Annotated in this window: 13 protein-coding genes; 5 read left to right on the forward strand and 8 right to left on the reverse strand. The window is 34.1% G+C overall.

Annotation, left to right across the window (positions count from 1 at the left end; all coding sequences use genetic code 11):
* The first annotated feature begins 1 nt into the window (after position 1).
* Positions 2-1,546: a T9SS type A sorting domain-containing protein gene (locus F6P99_RS03505; protein WP_152286043.1), complete on the forward strand. Its 1,545-nt coding sequence runs from the start codon at positions 2-4 to the stop codon at positions 1,544-1,546.
* 10 nt (positions 1,547-1,556) lie between these two features.
* Here F6P99_RS03505 and F6P99_RS03510 read toward each other — a convergent pair whose 3' ends face one another.
* Positions 1,557-3,434, reverse strand: coding sequence for an ABC-F family ATP-binding cassette domain-containing protein (locus F6P99_RS03510; RefSeq protein ID WP_152286044.1), 1,878 nt, complete (start codon positions 3,432-3,434; stop codon positions 1,557-1,559).
* 129 nt (positions 3,435-3,563) lie between these two features.
* Between F6P99_RS03510 and F6P99_RS03515 the strand changes: the two genes are divergently transcribed.
* From F6P99_RS03515 to F6P99_RS03525, 3 genes are all read left to right on the forward strand, one after another.
* On the forward strand, positions 3,564-5,282 hold the full coding sequence (locus F6P99_RS03515; RefSeq protein WP_226913002.1) for an ABC transporter ATP-binding protein: 1,719 nt from the start codon (positions 3,564-3,566) through the stop codon (positions 5,280-5,282).
* Positions 5,283-5,384: 102 nt separating this feature from the next.
* Positions 5,385-6,155 carry a DUF4292 domain-containing protein gene (locus tag F6P99_RS03520; RefSeq protein WP_152286045.1) on the forward strand — a complete coding sequence of 257 codons (771 nt, stop codon included), beginning with the start codon at positions 5,385-5,387 and terminating at the stop codon, positions 6,153-6,155.
* Positions 6,156-6,319: 164 nt separating this feature from the next.
* Entirely contained in the window at positions 6,320-7,408 is a 1,089-nt protein-coding gene (locus tag F6P99_RS03525) for a murein hydrolase activator EnvC family protein (RefSeq protein ID WP_193315981.1), read from the forward strand.
* A gap of 266 nt (positions 7,409-7,674) precedes the next feature.
* Here F6P99_RS03525 and F6P99_RS03530 read toward each other — a convergent pair whose 3' ends face one another.
* From F6P99_RS03530 to F6P99_RS03545, 4 genes are all read right to left on the reverse strand, one after another.
* A complete protein-coding gene (locus F6P99_RS03530; protein WP_152286047.1) occupies positions 7,675-8,811 on the reverse strand; it encodes a PepSY-associated TM helix domain-containing protein in 1,137 nt (378 codons plus the stop codon).
* Positions 8,812-9,017: 206 nt separating this feature from the next.
* Complete coding sequence (locus F6P99_RS03535; RefSeq protein WP_152286048.1) at positions 9,018-9,527, reverse strand: acyl-CoA thioesterase; 510 nt, start codon at positions 9,525-9,527, stop codon at positions 9,018-9,020.
* A gap of 146 nt (positions 9,528-9,673) precedes the next feature.
* Positions 9,674-10,921 carry a DUF4374 domain-containing protein gene (locus F6P99_RS03540; RefSeq protein ID WP_193315982.1) on the reverse strand — a complete coding sequence of 416 codons (1,248 nt, stop codon included), beginning with the start codon at positions 10,919-10,921 and terminating at the stop codon, positions 9,674-9,676.
* 13 nt (positions 10,922-10,934) lie between these two features.
* Positions 10,935-13,286 (reverse strand): TonB-dependent receptor, encoded by a 2,352-nt coding sequence (locus tag F6P99_RS03545; RefSeq protein ID WP_152286050.1) that lies wholly within the window; start codon positions 13,284-13,286, stop codon positions 10,935-10,937.
* Positions 13,287-13,395: 109 nt separating this feature from the next.
* Between F6P99_RS03545 and F6P99_RS03550 the strand changes: the two genes are divergently transcribed.
* Positions 13,396-14,352 carry a helix-turn-helix domain-containing protein gene (locus F6P99_RS03550; RefSeq protein WP_152286051.1) on the forward strand — a complete coding sequence of 319 codons (957 nt, stop codon included), beginning with the start codon at positions 13,396-13,398 and terminating at the stop codon, positions 14,350-14,352.
* A 12-nt stretch (positions 14,353-14,364) separates the two neighbouring features.
* Here F6P99_RS03550 and recJ read toward each other — a convergent pair whose 3' ends face one another.
* From recJ to F6P99_RS03565, 3 genes are all read right to left on the reverse strand, one after another.
* Entirely contained in the window at positions 14,365-16,062 is a 1,698-nt protein-coding gene (gene recJ / locus F6P99_RS03555) for a single-stranded-DNA-specific exonuclease RecJ (protein ID WP_152286052.1), read from the reverse strand.
* Positions 16,063-16,171: 109 nt separating this feature from the next.
* On the reverse strand, positions 16,172-16,591 hold the full coding sequence (locus tag F6P99_RS03560; protein ID WP_152286053.1) for an OsmC family protein: 420 nt from the start codon (positions 16,589-16,591) through the stop codon (positions 16,172-16,174).
* 18 nt (positions 16,592-16,609) lie between these two features.
* Entirely contained in the window at positions 16,610-17,149 is a 540-nt protein-coding gene (locus F6P99_RS03565) for an MOSC domain-containing protein (protein WP_152286054.1), read from the reverse strand.
* Positions 17,150-17,177: the final 28 nt, after the last annotated feature.

Below are 17,177 nucleotides of genomic sequence, written 5' to 3' on the forward strand. Positions count from 1 at the left end.
GATGAAACAACACATTATTTTCATAATTGCAACCATGATATTTTTGGCATTTCCATCTGCGAATGCACAAGAGGTTATTGTTGCCGAAAATAGTACTCCTGTAGAAAATGCGTTATTTGGATATGCTACGGCTGTATCCGAGTCTTGGGCTATAGTAAGTGCTCCTCAAAAGGACAGCAATACTAAGCAATGTAGTGGAAGCGTAACTTTTTACAGATTAACAGAAGGTAAATGGACACTTTTTCAAGAAGTATCTCCTGAAGAACTTAGTGAGTTTTCTAATTTTGGAATGAGTGTATCTATCGAGGGAAATACCGCTGTTGTATCGAGTATTGGAGATCACGAAAGTGGCCTGTTTTCTGGAGCTGTTTACGTATACCAATTCAACTACACAGAGAACAGTTGGGAATTGACAAAAAAACTAAAAGCATCTGATGCAAGTATTGGTACCAGTTTTGGGCATTCGGTTCAAATAAAAGAAAACATGATTCTAGTAGGCGCCTATAATGCTCATGGAAACGAAACAAAATCCGGAGCTGCTTATATTTTCGAAAAAAATGAAACTGAGTGGGTAGAAACTTCAAAAATCTATGCCACTGCTGGGAAGAGCAATGATTATTTTGGACATACAGTTGAAATCATTTCAAGCACCATTATCGCGATAGGAGCTTATAACGCTGATGGAAATGAAGAACGATCTGGTGCTGTATATATATTCGAAAAAACAGGCAACAACTGGACTCAAAACACCTTACTAACAGACCCGATTGGTCTTTCTAGTGATTTGTTTGGATATAGCTTAAGCGGACATACATACAACGAAACAGACATCTTATTTATCGGAGCACCAGGAACAAATAATGATGCAATGCAAACAGGGTCTGTCTATTTATTTACACATACCAAGGAAGGCAACTGGATAATGAATTATGAATTAATAGAAAGCACGAGCCAACATAACGATCATTTTGGCGTTTCTGTTTCTTTTAATAACAAAGGGAGTTTGTTTGTTGGTTCTAATCGAGCTACTTTCAACTCCATAAAAAATACTGGAAAGGTATATCTTTATGAAAATATAACACTCAACGAAAACGCGTTGGAATCAGGTACGGAATTCAGTGCAAGTACTTCTTCAAAATTCGATCATTTTGGTTCAAGTATTGCATCTTTTAATGAAAACTTGATCATTGCCTCTCCTTATACTACAACCGATAACAAATCTAATTCTGGTTCAGTACATTTTTACAGGTACAATTCTGTAATCGATGACGAGAAAAATGTTGAAGCTATATACAGGGTCAATCAAAATTTCCCCAATCCTTTTTCTAAAAGCACGGTTATCTCATACACCATCAAAAAGCCTGGTCGTGTAGTAATCAACCTTTATGACGACATGGGTAAACTGATCAGCATATTAAAAGACGAATATCAAGATTTTGGTTCTTATTCTCTGCCAATATCTGCAGATGAACTGAGTAGTGGTCTTTATATTTTTGAATTTAACATCAACGGATTCCAAACCAGTAAAAAAATGATTGTCTATTAGTCAGCAAATCCTACCCCTCAAGTTTTGCAGACAACTCAAACCAACGCTCTTCTTTGGCATCGATATCGTCAATAATTTTTTGAAGTTTTATAGACACCTCATTGATATCTTCTGGTGCTATTTCTCCGTTTGCAAACTGAGCTTCTATTTTCTCTTTTTGCTTTTCTAGTTTTGCGATATCAGATTCTAACGTACCAAATTCACGTTTTTCGTTGTATGATAATTTTCCTTTTGGCTTTGCTGCTTCTTTTACAACAGCAACTTTTTCTTCTTGTACTTTCTCTTTTTTCTCTTTCGTTTCTTTGGGTTTCGAATCTTCATAGGCTCTATAATCTGAATAGTTACCCGGAAAATTCTCTACTTCACCTTGGCCTCTAAACACAAATAAAGAATCTACAATTTTATCCATAAAATACCTGTCGTGAGAAACCACGATCAAGTTTCCTGGAAAATCTAACAAAAATGCCTCTAACACATTAAGCGTAACGATATCCAAATCATTGGTAGGCTCATCTAGAATTAAAAAATTTGGATTCTGAATCAATACGGCACACAAAAACAAACGCTTGCGTTCTCCACCACTTAATTTTTCTACAAAGTCGTATTGGCGTTTTCTATCGAATAAAAAACGTTCTAAAAGTTGACTTGCTGAAATCTTATTTCCCTTTGCCAACGGAATATATTCACCGAATTCTTTGATAACTTCAATTACTTTTTGCCCTTCTTTTACTGTGATTCCACTTTGAGTATAATACCCATATTTTACGGTCTCCCCTAAAATCACCTTTCCCTGATCAACAGGCTCTGATTGGGTAATCAAGTTTAAAAAACTAGATTTACCTGTACCATTTTTTCCAATAATTCCGATACGCTCTCCTCGTTTAAAGACATACTCAAAACCATCTAATATTTTTAAATCTCCGTAAGCTTTATGCACTTTATGCAGCTCTAAAATTTTACTTCCCAAACGCTCCATATTAATTTCTAATTGAACCTTATGTTCAATTCTTCTATTATGTGCTTTTTGTTTGATTTCGTAAAAATCGTCTATTCTAGATTTTGACTTGGTTGTTCTAGCTTTGGGCTGTTTACGCATCCAATCCAACTCTTTTTTAAACAGATTTTTCGCCTTTTCTTGTACGACTTGTTCCAATGCAACGCGCTCTTCTTTTTTCTGAAGATAGTATGAGTAGTTTCCTTTGTAACTATACAATTCACCTCCGTCTAATTCAATAATTTCATTACAAACACGCTCTAAAAAATAACGATCATGCGTTACCATAAACAAGGTGATCTTTTCTTTGGCAAAGAAAGATTCTAACCACTCAATCATCTCTAAATCTAAATGATTGGTAGGCTCATCTAAAATCAACAAATCGGGTTTGTTAATCAAAACTGTCGCCAAACCTAAACGCTTTTTTTGACCTCCAGATAACCCAGCTATCTTTTGATGAATATCATCGAATTTCAACTTGGATAAAATCTGCTTGTATTGTGTTTCAAAATCCCAAGCATTGTATTGATCCATCAACTCAAAGGCTTTCTGATAAGCATCTGCATCTTCAGGGTTTTCGAGTGCATTTTCGTATTGTTGGATTACTTTTAAAGTCGGGTTGTCTGATTTAAAAATAACCTCTTCAATTGTCAAATTTGGATCAAACTTATCATCCTGAGCTAAATAAGCTACTTGAATATCTTTTCGCATTACAACCTGACCTGAATCTGAAGTATCTCTGCCAGAAATAATATTTAAAATGGAAGTTTTACCAGTACCATTTTTTGCCACGAACGCAATCTTTTGATCTTTGTTAATTCCAAAAGAAAGGTTTTCAAACAATACGCGTTCTCCGTATGCTTTGGAGATATTTTCTACAGATAAATAATTCATGAATTCGAAAGATTAAGTGCGCAAAGATACAGAGACTTAACACAAATTTAAGTTGTTCTTTCAAAAAGATGCATTCTGCATGACGATATCGAGAAATAAAATCAAAATCCACAATTTTTAGGTACTTTTATGGCTCATAATTCTTTTGCACAACTTATGCCATCAACTCCTCTTTTAGCAATAAAGAACCTCAAAATATCTTTTCCATCTAAAAAAGATAAAAATCAAATGGTTAATGGAATTGATTTTGATATTCAAGAAAACGAAATTGTAGGTATTGTAGGAGAATCAGGGAGCGGAAAATCGATTTCTTCATTGGCTGTTTTAGGTCTGTTAGATAAGAAATCGACACAGCTTGAAGGAAGTATTTCTTTTGAAGAAAAAAATTTAACCTCCTTAGCTGAGAGAGATTTTAGAAAATTAAGAGGCTCGAAAATCTCAATGATTTTTCAAGAACCTATGAGTTCGTTAAACCCTAGTATTACTTGTGGAAAACAAGTTTTAGAAATACTACTACAACACAATATAACAACAAAAAAAGAAGCAAAAAAAGAAGTAATTGAACTGTTCGAAAAAGTAAAGCTTCCGAGAGCCGTTGAGATGTACGATCAATACCCACATCAAATTTCAGGAGGTCAAAAACAACGCGTAATGATTGCAATGGCAATTGCTTGCAAACCGAAACTACTTATTGCAGACGAACCCACTACAGCTTTAGATGTAACCGTTCAAAAAAATATCATCTCATTGTTGAAAGAATTACAACTAGAAACAGGAATGAGTATTTTATTCATTTCACATGATCTGTCTTTAGTTTCAGAAATTTGCAACCGTGTGGTGGTCATGTATCAAGGAAATATTGTAGAACAAGGCAATGCCAAAACCTTATTTGAAAATCCTAAAAACAATTATACAAAAGCCCTGATTCAATCAAAACCGAGTATTGATATTCGCTTGAAAAAATTACCCTCTGTTAAAGATTTTATTGAAAATACGGTTTCAACAGAATTGTATTCAGAAAAAGAAAGACAAGAGTTTCATAAAAAAACATACGCGCAAAAACCGCTGCTTGAAATTGTCGACTTAAAAAAATATTATTTAGGCAATAAAAAATGGTGGTTTCAAAAAGATCGTTTTGTAAAAGCAGTCGACACAGTATCATTTCAATTGTTTCCTGGAGAAACGCTTGGTTTGGTTGGAGAATCTGGTTGTGGGAAATCTACCTTGGGTAGAACCATTATGCATCTTGAAAGGGCGACATCAGGGCAGATATTATACAAAGGAAGTGATATTACAAAGTTATGCAACCGAGAAATAAAAGCATTAAGAAAAGACATACAAATAATTTTTCAAGATCCTTTTTCATCTTTAAACCCTAGAATTACCGTTGGCGAAGCAATCTTAGAACCCATGACTGTTCACGGATTATTCACAAACAAAAAAGAACGCAAAGAAAAAGTTTTAAGCATACTTGAAAAAGTTGGTTTACTCCCTGAACACTTCGATCGTTACCCGCATGAATTTTCGGGCGGACAAAGACAACGCATCGGTATCGCAAGAACCATTGCTCTCCAGCCGAAATTAATTATTTGTGATGAATCAGTCTCTGCTTTAGATGTATCTGTGCAAGCACAAGTTTTGAATTTATTAAACGATCTAAAAAAAGATTTTGGCTTTACTTATATTTTTATTTCACATGACTTGTCGGTTGTAAAATACATGAGTGATCAATTGGTTGTTATGAACCAGGGAAAAATTGAAGAAATAGGTGATGCTGATGCGATTTATAAAAAACCAAATTCGTCGTATACCGAAAAATTAATTTCATCGATTCCTAAGGGAAAATAAAAAATTAAGTAAGTTTTAGAAAATAAAAAGAAAACCAAACTTCATAAAATTGTATCTTGCCAGCGCTAGCAATCACAGCCATAAATTTCTTTTGAATTTATTATGAAAATCCATCATTTACTGTTTCTTTTTTCTTTTTTGATACTATCTTGTGGAAGCACAAAAACTATTACCGATCGTTCTGAAATAAAAAAAGAAACTCCAAAAAAGATTTTAAAAAACCACACGAAAAACACGTTTAACGAAAACACCTTAAGCGCTGATTTAAAAGTAAATTTTAACAAGTCTGGCAAATCTCAAAGCATGAATATTAAATTGAGATTAGAAAAAGACAACATGATTTGGATGAGCGCAACTGTCTTCGGTTTTCCAGTTGCAAAAGCTATTATTACTCCTGAACGTGTTAGTTACTATGTGAAAATAAACAAGACTTATTTCGATGGTGATTTCTCAAAAATCAATACACTTCTAGGTGCTGAACTTGATTTTACAATGCTTCAAAATTTATTATTAGGAGATGCCTTATTTGACATGAATCCTAAAAATTACGAATCGAGTATTGATCGAGAAGCACATTTATTAACGCCTAAAGAATCGAATGAATTAGCTGCCTTGTTATTTTGGATTCACCCAATAAATTACAAGATTGAACAACAAGAAATTCGTACTTTTGAAAGCGACAAATTCTTAGCAATTAAATACAGTGACTATCAAAATATTGAAAAAACAACAGTTCCAGGTTCTGTAGAAATTATAGCAAAAGATAATAGGAACAATGTTACAATACGTTTGGATTATAAATCGGTAAAAATCAACGAAACTCTTTCTTTTCCATACAAAATACCTAGTGGTTACAAAAGAATCTTGAACTAATGTTAGCAACTCTTTTTTCTTATTTTACTAATAGCTTTTCATCAAAGAAAAAGAGTACTTTTCTTGTAATTTTCTTTGGCTGTCTGTTTACCCTTTCTGCCCAGAATCCTACACAAAAATCACTTGAAGCAAAACGAGCTCGTTTGCAATTAGAGATAAAAAAAATGAACTCACTTTTGTTTGAATCAAAAGCTGAAGAAAAAAATATTTTAAATGAAATTGCTGACCTCAATCGAAAAATTGCAGTTCGATCTCAATTGATTAGAACGATCAATCAAGAAGCTAGAATTCTCAACACTAAAATTAACCAGAATCAAAATAAAATCAACGCACTAGAAAAAGAGTTGCAACTGCTTAAAGATGACTATGCCGATATGATTTACAAATCATACAAAAGTAAATCAATGCAAAGTAGGTTGCTATTCATTTTATCAGCAGAAAATTTTCACCAAGCGTACAAGCGTTTTCAGTACATGACACAATACACCGAGTTTAGAAAACAACAAGGTGAAGAAATAGCGATTCAAACTGAAAAAATAAAAGTGCTTACCAATGATTTGAAAATCCAGAAAATCGAAAAACAGAATCTGCTTGCAGAACAAAAAGAAGAACAGGCAAAAATTGAAGTTGAGAAACGCGAACAAGAAGTTTTAGCCAAAGAAGTAACAGCTGAAAAGAAAAAATACACGGCCCAAATAAGAAAAAAACAAGACGAAGAACGCAAAATCGACAAACAGATTGAGCGCTTGATTCGTGATGCCATTGCTGCTGCAAATAAGAAAAACTCAAGTAAAACATCAGCCAATTTTATTTTGACCCCAGAAGCCAAATTACTAGCTTCTAAATTTGCAAACAATAAGGGAAAACTTCCTTGGCCAGTTACCAATGCTTTGGTTGTGCGTAAGTATGGTAAAATTCCACATGCGAGTTTACCTGGTATCACCATTCAAAGTAACGGAATACACATTGCTACAAATAAAAAGGCTACAGCTAAAGCTATTTTCGAAGGAACTGTATTAGCTATACAAGTAAGTTCTAACGGAATAAAAACGGTATATGTACAACACGGAAATTACATCTCTTTGTATAGCAATTTAGAAAATGTAAGTGTTCAAAAAGGTGACAAAGTAATTCTACAACAAAGTATCGGAGAAATTCACACAGATAAAGTTACCGGAAAAACTATCTTGAAATTTCAAATTTGGAAGGATACTAAAACTGAAAATCCGAGTTACTGGTTGTTACGATTATAATAGCTTACCCTTCGACAAGCTCTGGGTACAGCTATGATTGCTCAAGGCATAAACTTGAAAACTCAGAATCCGAATAGTGGAGACAAAGTGCATTAACCTTGAAGGTTGCGGCTGCCGAAGCCTCACGAATTACACCCCTGTAATCAAAAAACAAGACACTTCTTTTCATGTAAAAAACGATACCTAACTATGCTACCCTTCGACAAGCTCAGGGTACAAACTTGGTTTCTCAGTGTAGAAATTTTATAATCCAGAGTATCGAAGACTCAATTGTTTATTACACTCACTTTGTTCTTTTTATAGTTTCGTCCATACCACAGCAAAACCCCAGTTACTGGCAATGTCGCGGTTAACAGACTCACTAAGAAAGCTATAATCTTACCGACAATTCCGCCAATTGCACCAATGTGAATATCATAATTCATACGTTGAATTTTATCAGCTACTTTGGCGTTTTCATACTTTCCAAATATCGATTTGGTCTCAATTTCTTCTAATGTATTTTGATCAAAAAAACGGAAATCAGAATCGTAAAAAAGACCTTTACTGTTGGTCACTTCTACATAGATACTCTGTTCTTCTGTTTTAGGGTAATGCAATTCAAATGCGGCTGCTTGTGGGTTTTCTTTTTGTAATTTTTCAATTAAAAAATCCATAGGAACTACGTCTCCTTTTTCTGATACATCACTTAAATTTTCAGGAATAAAAAATCGTGCCTCTTTTTCACCACCTGTAGATTTATACACTACATACTTTAGCCAATTATAAGACATCATTGATCCAGTAAATGCCAAAATCAATGCAAAAGAGCAGATGTAAAACCCGACAACAGTATGTAAATCAAAGTTTTTTCGTTTCCATCGAGTCGTGTCTTTCCAATCAAACGTTAATCTCTGTTTTAAGTTTTTTTTCTTTTTCGGGATCCATATAATAAACCCAGAAATAATGATTAAAATAAAAATTAAGATGGAGACACCAACAACTTGTTCACCAATAGCCCTAGGCAACCAAAGCCTCACATGCCCTTTTAAAATAAAAGCAAAAAAACCAGAAAAATGATCCTCTACTCGAATAACCTCACCTGTATAGGGGTTTAAAAAGACACTTTGATAAAACTCAGGTTCACGGTCATAAAATATTACCTCTACGGCATCATCTCCTTTTTTATAAAGCGTACCATGAACTGTGTTCTCAGGAAATATTTTTTCTGCTATTAATTTTGCCTTCGTAGGTGTTATCAGCGGTTTATTTTGAATTTCAATTATTTTTTTGTCGTTAAAAAGACTTTCAATTTCAACATTGAAAGCCCAAAAACACCCCGTAATTGCCACGATAAAGACAACAATACCTGTAGTTAATCCTAATATTTTATGGGCTTGAAATATAAATTTTTTAGTTGTCATTTTTTAAATTTTTTACTCTCTTGTACGGGAATATTACTAGCGTCGAAAGTGAGATTTTCAGAAAAATTCCTCCTGAAAAAAACACAGACTTATGACTCGAATACATACGTTTTCTTATCGCTAAGATTTAAACGAATCGTATGTATGCTCGTCTAAAAAATAGAATTGAAATAATTAGTAGGATTTATAAAATATTGAGATAAGAACTATTCAAACAGAGCTTTCAGTTCTGTAGCGTCTTGAGGTTTCATTTTACCAGACATTAGCAAACTCAGTTGACGACGACGCAGCGCAGCAGTAAATCGTTGTTTTTCTAACTTCGTTTCAGGAACCAATTCAGGAACTTTTACTTTATTCCCTTTTTCGTCTACAGCTACAAACGTATAGATACACTCATTTACTTTTGTTCGCTCTCTTGAAACTCGATCTTCTAACCAAACATCGGCAAAAATCTCCATAGAAGAGCCAAAGGCTCTTGAAACTTTCGATTCGATAGTTACCGTACTTCCAACAGGAACAGGTTTCGTAAAAACCACATGATTTACAGAAACGGTTACAGCGATAGCATTAGAATGACGTTGTGCAGAAATACAACAAATTCGATCTACTCTAGCTAACAACTCGCCCCCAAACATACCATTCAGAGCATTGGTATCACTTGGTAATACTAAATCTGTTGTAATTGCTAAAGACTCTTTTGCTGTTTTTGAAATCATACTTGCTATCTGTTTATCCTTCGAAAGTTACGAAAACTAGTGCTATTTCGTTTATAAATTCTTATCTAAAACCCTTTTCTTCACTTCACAAAAATCAAGAAAAGGGCCCTATTCGTTAATTCAAACTACTATTTCATAACCTCTTATTATTCAGATTCTATATATAGAAGAGATTTCACATAATTTCCATCGATATCTGATCCTTTTTCAGCTGTTGCCGTTTCTGGATCTACAATATAAATACTCGCATAAGAACTGCTACTCATACCAATATGTAATTTACCATCTTCAATAAAACTAGCACTATTCCATCCACCACCACTTTTAGGTACTGAAGAAACTATTTCAAACGTTTGATTGTACAAATCAACTACACCGATTTCAATCAATGGAAATTCAGAATTAGGAGAATAAGTAGCCCATAAATAAGCAGAATTCGTTTCGTCTTCCTTAAGAACTTTTACAACCGCTTTACCATTTCCAACATAGAATAAATCATTGATTTTATAACCACCACTTAAAGTTTCAAAATCGATATGGTAACTAGAATCAAATTCTGTTTCACCAGATTTTATTCTCAATATTCCTGAATTGTTTGCTGGAACAGGAGCAAACCCGCAAGCCAAAGAAGAAGAAGAGAACATATAAATATCACCTTTTTCATCTTCCTCTAAGACATTAAAAGAATAATACCTTCCTAAATTTGCAGTTCTATCATCTGTAATAATTTTATCCACCGTCAATTCTGGATAATTCAATACAGCAATTCTTGCTTGATTAGCATCAGGAGTTGAAAAGCTTCCATCATCTTTCACCATGTAATATGCCACAAATAACTTGTCTCCTTTCAATTTCATGTCTACTGGAAAAGAGATTGTACCTGCAATCGCATCATTACCAAAATCTACCTCAACAGTTTTGTTAAGTGTCATGTCAATTGTATTGATTTCGTAGATTTTTTTCGGTGCTGTTCCAGATCTAGGAGCCCCCATAAACAACATTGTATCATCATCGACAACTGCGCTTGCATATACACCTAAATCTACAAATACTTTCTCGACCTCTACTAGTTCACCTGCTACAACCTCATAACTCGTAAATTGAGGTCCAGATGTATATCCGGCAGAAATAATTCTATTTCCGTTATTATAATATGCCATCCAAGTAGGTTGTTGGATTCCATTGTCTATTGGTGAGATTTCACCTGAAGTAAAATTATCTGCATTTGCAATCACTTCAACTGCAGGATCACTACCTGATTCAATTGCAGCGAAATAATACGCTGTTTTATCTGGATCTGGAGAACCTCCCTCTATTCCATTTTCATTATCACAACTAAAAGCGATAAACATTGTTGCAACAAAAGCTACAACTTTCAATTTTCTTAAATTCATTTTATTCATAATTTTAATTAATAAAGTATCTTAGTTTTACATGAAACATTCTTCCTGGTTTCTGCTGTAAATAATTATCGTAAACTGTTGCATCCCACAAATTCGAAACACGAAAAGAAAAATTGTATTTTTCTTTTTCCAAACTGTAAACAAACTCCAAATCAGAGGTCCATTGCTCTGGTACTATAGGTTTGTTTCTGCTTCCCTGATTTTCCCATGAATAGTGAAACTCATGTACATAGCCTTCTGTAAAAGAAACTGCATAGCTATCGTTTCTACCGAACAATTGATTTCCTTTATAAGAAACAACGGCATTCCCAAAAAGATAAGGTTCATTTGGCACCCTTTGATTGTATGTCGATCTTTCTTTCCCTCCAACTATTCCATCTTGCCAGCGCTCAGTGTCTCTCTTATCCAAATAAGTTCCGTTTAAAACCAAATAGACTTTTCTATTAAAATTTGTACTTGCAGAGAAATCTACTCCTTTAGAAAGCACGCTTTTTGTGTTTTTATAGGTTACTTTAATTCCTTTTATAACAGGTAGGATATAGTCATCAATATCTCTGACAAAAAAATCGAGTCCCAAAGTAAACTGCCTTTTGTCGTACCTAAAACCAAGATTATAGTTGTGGGTTTGTTCGGGCAGCAACTCTGGATTTGCAACTATTTCTAAGCCGTTTCCATACAACTCAAACACTTCTGGAAAACGGATTGCATTTTCATACGAAGCTTTGATTTGTAAAAAGTTAAATTTATACGTCGATGCAGCCCCAATTCCAAAATATGATTTGTCAACTTCAATAGGCGAAGTTTGATCTGGAAGTCCTGAATACCCTGTTGTTACAGAGCTGTTTTTGTAGTGATAATACTTACCGAAAACCACATTTTTAAAACTAGCGTTGAAAAGGCTGTTAGAATAACTTGCACCGAATACACCTTTAGCAACTTGAGATGGGTCTTTGAATTGTGTTGCATTTTGCTCTTTAAAATCGTCTGTTCCTCTTAAGTCTAAATAATTAAAACTATAGTTCACAGCAAGGTTATGGTAATTATTCAAAGCATAATCCATATTTAAATTCGCGAGATAATTATTTTTCTTGAGTCGCAATAGCGTTTTTCTTTGCTCGATCTCGCCTACGGTAATATCATGTTGTAAGGTTTTATTTTGAAACCAATCATACCTATAACTGCTAGTATCTCTTGAAACCTCTTCAGACAACACCGCAACTACATAAGAGTTAAAGTTTATTTTCTTGTTGAATAATCCATTTTTCTTGAAAGATAAATTCGTAATTACTTTTTGTTCTGATGTCGCAACTTCACCATATGGATTTTTGGCTATCCCGATCGCATTTGATGCTTGTTGAATTTCTTTAAAATTGTCAGAATACATAACTCCAACCATTAATTCATCTGCAATTTTGTTCTTTGTCACCCCACCCTCAAGCCAAAACATTTTTGACTCATATCCATCATGAAATCGCTCGACCAAAGTTGCATGCTCATCTTCTTTTCCTGTATCTGGGTTTACCAATTTTACTGGAACTTTATAGTTATTATCAGAATAATTGTAAAACGTTTTTGCTCTAACCGTAAATCCAGAAGCATCATTTCTGTATTGCCCATTTAAAGCGAATCGATGCGTGTTATAAGTAGCTACAGAATACGAAACATCTAAAAACGAATCTACACGTGAATCTGTAATAATGTTTATCGCTCCACCAAGAGCATCTGAAGACAAATGAATTGGCACTACACCTTTATACACTTCAATCATCTCTACAATATTCGCGGGAAAATTATTAAGAGATAAAGAGCTTCCAAAATAATCCATCGGTATTCCATTGATAAAGATTCTCACCTGATTTCCTGACAAACCATTTAAAGAATACGTAAAATTTGAACCCAAACCACCAGACTCACGAATGTTAATTCCAGATATTTTACCAAGAATTTGATTTACATCTGCAGACATATTTTTGAGGTCTTTGGTTTCAACCCCAACTACTGAATATGCCTGTTCTCGAAGTACTTCAGATTTTGTTTTTCCAAAGACCAACACTTCTTGTAATTGCGTGTTGTCTTCCTTTAATACGACTTCATAATTTGTTTTGTCTGTAGAAAGTCTTAAAACACTTTCATGATACCCTAAATAACTGATCGTTACATAATTCATAGAAGATGTTACCTCTAGCTCGAATACACCATCTATATCTGTAGTAGTACCTAATTTAAACTCTTTAGAATACACATTTACACCAACCAATAATTCACCCAATTCATCACGAACAACACCTGTAATTGTTTGAGAAAAACAAAACTTACTCGCACACAAAACAAACATTAACATTAAAATTCTCCCCATCTCCAATCAATTGAATTATTATCCTTATTTTTACCAAGTCTAAATAAAAACAAAACTACTTGTTTTGTAAACAAACAAATAACGCTTTTTGTAAAAAAAATGACGCAAAATGAAAGATGTAAACTATATAGATTTTACAGATAATAACACTGCATATTTTACCAATAATAATGAGCCCACAACTGTAAAAAAGGAGCAATACTTGCGTACTTCGACCTATGAGTTTAAAAAATTTATTGGTGATGGTAATTTCAAAAAAATTGAAACAAAAGATTTTTCTATTGAAATAATCGACATTAAACTCGCTAAAAACTTGCAAATCAAAACAAAATCAAACACCGACTTTTTAGAGTTTTCTCATTTGTTAAGTGGTGAACAAAAAATACAAACCAACACAAAACATGGGACCATAATATATAGAGAAAATCAATCTTTTTTAGCATATTTTAAAGACTTTTCAGCTACCTATCAATTTGATAACAATAAAAGGTTTAAAGAAATCAGAATCCGTATTTCACCAAAAATGAGAGATTTTTTAGGAATTGAAATAAACGACTACAATATTCACGATGTTGAAGATACCTTTATAAAAAAGACAAAAGAGCAAACCCAACGACTGCTAATTGATTTAATTGAAAATAATAGAGGAAGCTTGAGCAAGACTATTTTTATGAAAGGGAGAATTGCCGAAATACTCGCTAACTATCTTTCATCTGACAATTCTAAAACGCCTTTTTGCGAAATTTTAAACACCGTTAACGGCTCTAAAGAATTTATCCGAAACAACCTTCACAAACAACTTACTTCAAAAACAATTGCCAAAGAAATGCGCATAAATGAATCTGAGCTCAAACATATATTTAAAACCACAACAGGATTTTCTATTCAAAAATATAGTTTACAGCAAAAAATGGACAAAGCAAAACAACTCTTAAAACTGACAGAATATCCGATATACCTAATAGCTGAAGAAATCGGTTATAAAAATGCAACTCATTTTACGAATGCATTTAAAAAGCATTTTAAGATGTTGCCGAAAGAATATCGATCTTCTGTTACAGTTTAATGCAACAAAATACTACTCGGCTTTAATATCCTTCAACATCAATTGCAACGAAGTAGTCCCTTGCCAATGATTTTCACCAACAGTAAAAGCCGCTTGAAACGATTTCCCAGATTGTACCATCTGATATTTATCTCCCAAACCAAAACCGATTGCATTATACGTTCTATCATCTGCTCCGGATAAAATGTTTAATTTTAGATGCGACAAATCACCCCCAACAGGTTTTCCATAACCATTGTCTCGCAAGCCTCTTGCCATAAAAACCGGATGCATATTCTGAGGTCCAAAAGGAGCCATTTGGCTAATAATTCTATAAAATTGTGGTGTGATGTCAGACAAAAAAACTTCATTGTCTATTTGAACCTCAGGCGTTCGTAATTCATCTGGCATACTCTTTCGAACTACTTCTTCAAACTTTGTTTTGAACTTTTCGTAATTCTCGGGTAATAGTGTCAATCCCGCAGCGTATTTATGACCTCCAAATTGTTCGATAAACGCACTACATGCTTCGAGTGCATCGTATACATCAAAACCTTTTACTGATCTCGCAGAAGCTGCAAGTTTTTCACCAGATTTTGTAAATACCAATGTCGGTCGGTAGTAAGTTTCTGTCAACCTTGAAGCAACAATACCAATTACTCCCTTATGCCAATCTTCTTGGTATACAACTGAGGTATAATGATCTTCTTCTCGGTTATTTTTTATTTGCGCAAGAGCTTCTTCCGTAATTTTTTTGTCGAGCTCTTTTCTATCGGCATTGTTGGTTTCAATAGCTGCTGCAAACACTTTTGCCTGTTCTAAATCTGTTTCTGACAACAATTCAACAGCATACAAACCATGTTTCATTCTACCTGCAGCATTGATACGAGGTGCGATGACAAAAACCACATCAGTAATGGTTAATTCTTTTTTATCAAGCTGCTCAATAAATGCCTTAAAACCTGGTCTTGGTGCATTATTTATTACTTGCAAACCATGAAATGCCAAAATTCTATTTTCACCAGTCATGGGCACAATATCCGCCGCAATTGCAGTGGCTACCAAATCTAAATAGGGTAGTAATTCTTCGAATGGCTGTCCTTTTTCTTGGGCTAAAGCTTGAATCAATTTGAAACCAACTCCACAACCACACAACTCATCGTACGGGTAAGTACACTCTTTTCGCTTAGGATCGAGCACAGCTACTGCATCAGGAATTTGATCTCCTGGCCTATGGTGATCACAAATGATAAAATCAATTCCTTTTTCTTTGGCATATGCTACTTTATCGATGGCTTTAATTCCACAATCTAAAGCGATAATCAAAGTAATATCATTGTCTGAAGCAAAATCTATTCCAGCATACGAAACACCATAACCTTCTTTGTACCTATCAGGAATATACGTTGTCACAGCTTCATAATCAGAAAGCAAATACGAAGACATTAAAGCAACAGAAGTCGTACCATCAACATCGTAATCGCCATATACCATTATATTTTCACCCGAAGAAAATGCATCAAACACCCTCTCTACTGCCTTATCCATATCTTTCATCAAATAAGGATCGTGCAAATTTTCTAATTTCGGTCTAAAAAAATATTTGGCTTCATCGAAGGTCTCAATACCTCGCTGGACCAATAAGGTAGCAATAGGTTTTGCTACACCAAGTGCTTTTGCAAGTGCTGCTACTTTCTTTGAATCGGGAACGTCTTTTAATTTCCAGCGCATATAGGTACTCTTTTTCTTAGCTCTATCAAATTACTAAATGATTGAGATATAAAAAAACCAATCCTTTAAAGAATTGGTTTCAAACTCAAAAACAAGTTCAGTTTTGAGATTATTGTTCGATGTATTCTGTAGCAACAGTAACTTCGGCAAATTGACGAAACATCTCCATGACACCACAGTATTTTTCTACTGATAATTTTACTGCTTTTTCAATTTTTGCAGTGGCAAAATCACTTCCATAAAATTTAAAAGTGACATGAACTTTTTTGTAAAATTTTGGATCAACATCCGTTAACTCACCGGCAACATCAATGGCAAAATGAGCTACTTCTGCTCTCATTTTTTTCAATAATGAAGAAATATCCATTCCAGCGCATCCTGCCAAAGCAGACAACATCATCGCCTTCGGACGAACTCCTTTTCCTTCTCCACCGAATTCTTCAGCACCATCAATTAAAACTTTTCCACCCGGTCCTTCAGACTCAAAGTGCATTTTTCCCTTCCAATTTAATTCAACATTATGTGTCATCTCTCTAAATTTATTTTTTTATTTCAATGCTTCGTAGGCCTCAGCAATGGTTTTATTTTCTCTCTTTTCTTCAATGATTTCAACTAAATCACCTGCTGTTACTTTTCCGTTTTGAAGTACCTTAAAATACATTCCCGATTTATTTGTCTTCCAAAACTTTTTGATCATTGTTGCATCGTTAAAACGCATCCCCAACTTAACGCAAGGTTCTCTTGGTTTGGTTACTTCAATAATCGCATCCCCAACTTTATAAGAACTTCCGATATGGATTTTGCTTTCGTCTAAACCTTCTATGGATAGGTTTTCACCAAACATGCCATAATTCCATTCTAAATCTGGAAACATTTTTTGCCAATACTCATAATGATCCGTATTGTAGGCATAGACTGCATTTTCGATTCCTCCATGATATCTTCGATCAATAACGGCATCTTTTTCTACATCTTCATCTCCCAAAAAAATAGCCGCAACAGGAAACTTAAAAATTCCTGTTTCTAAAACAGAACCTTTCCAGTTTACCACTCTTTTTTCTCCGATATTGGTTGCAACAATTTTCATTTCCTTTCAATTGAATGTTTGTAGCTAG

Source organism: Flavicella marina (assembly GCF_009193215.1).
In the GTDB taxonomy this organism is placed as follows: Bacteria; Bacteroidota; Bacteroidia; order Flavobacteriales; family Flavobacteriaceae; genus Flavicella; species Flavicella marina.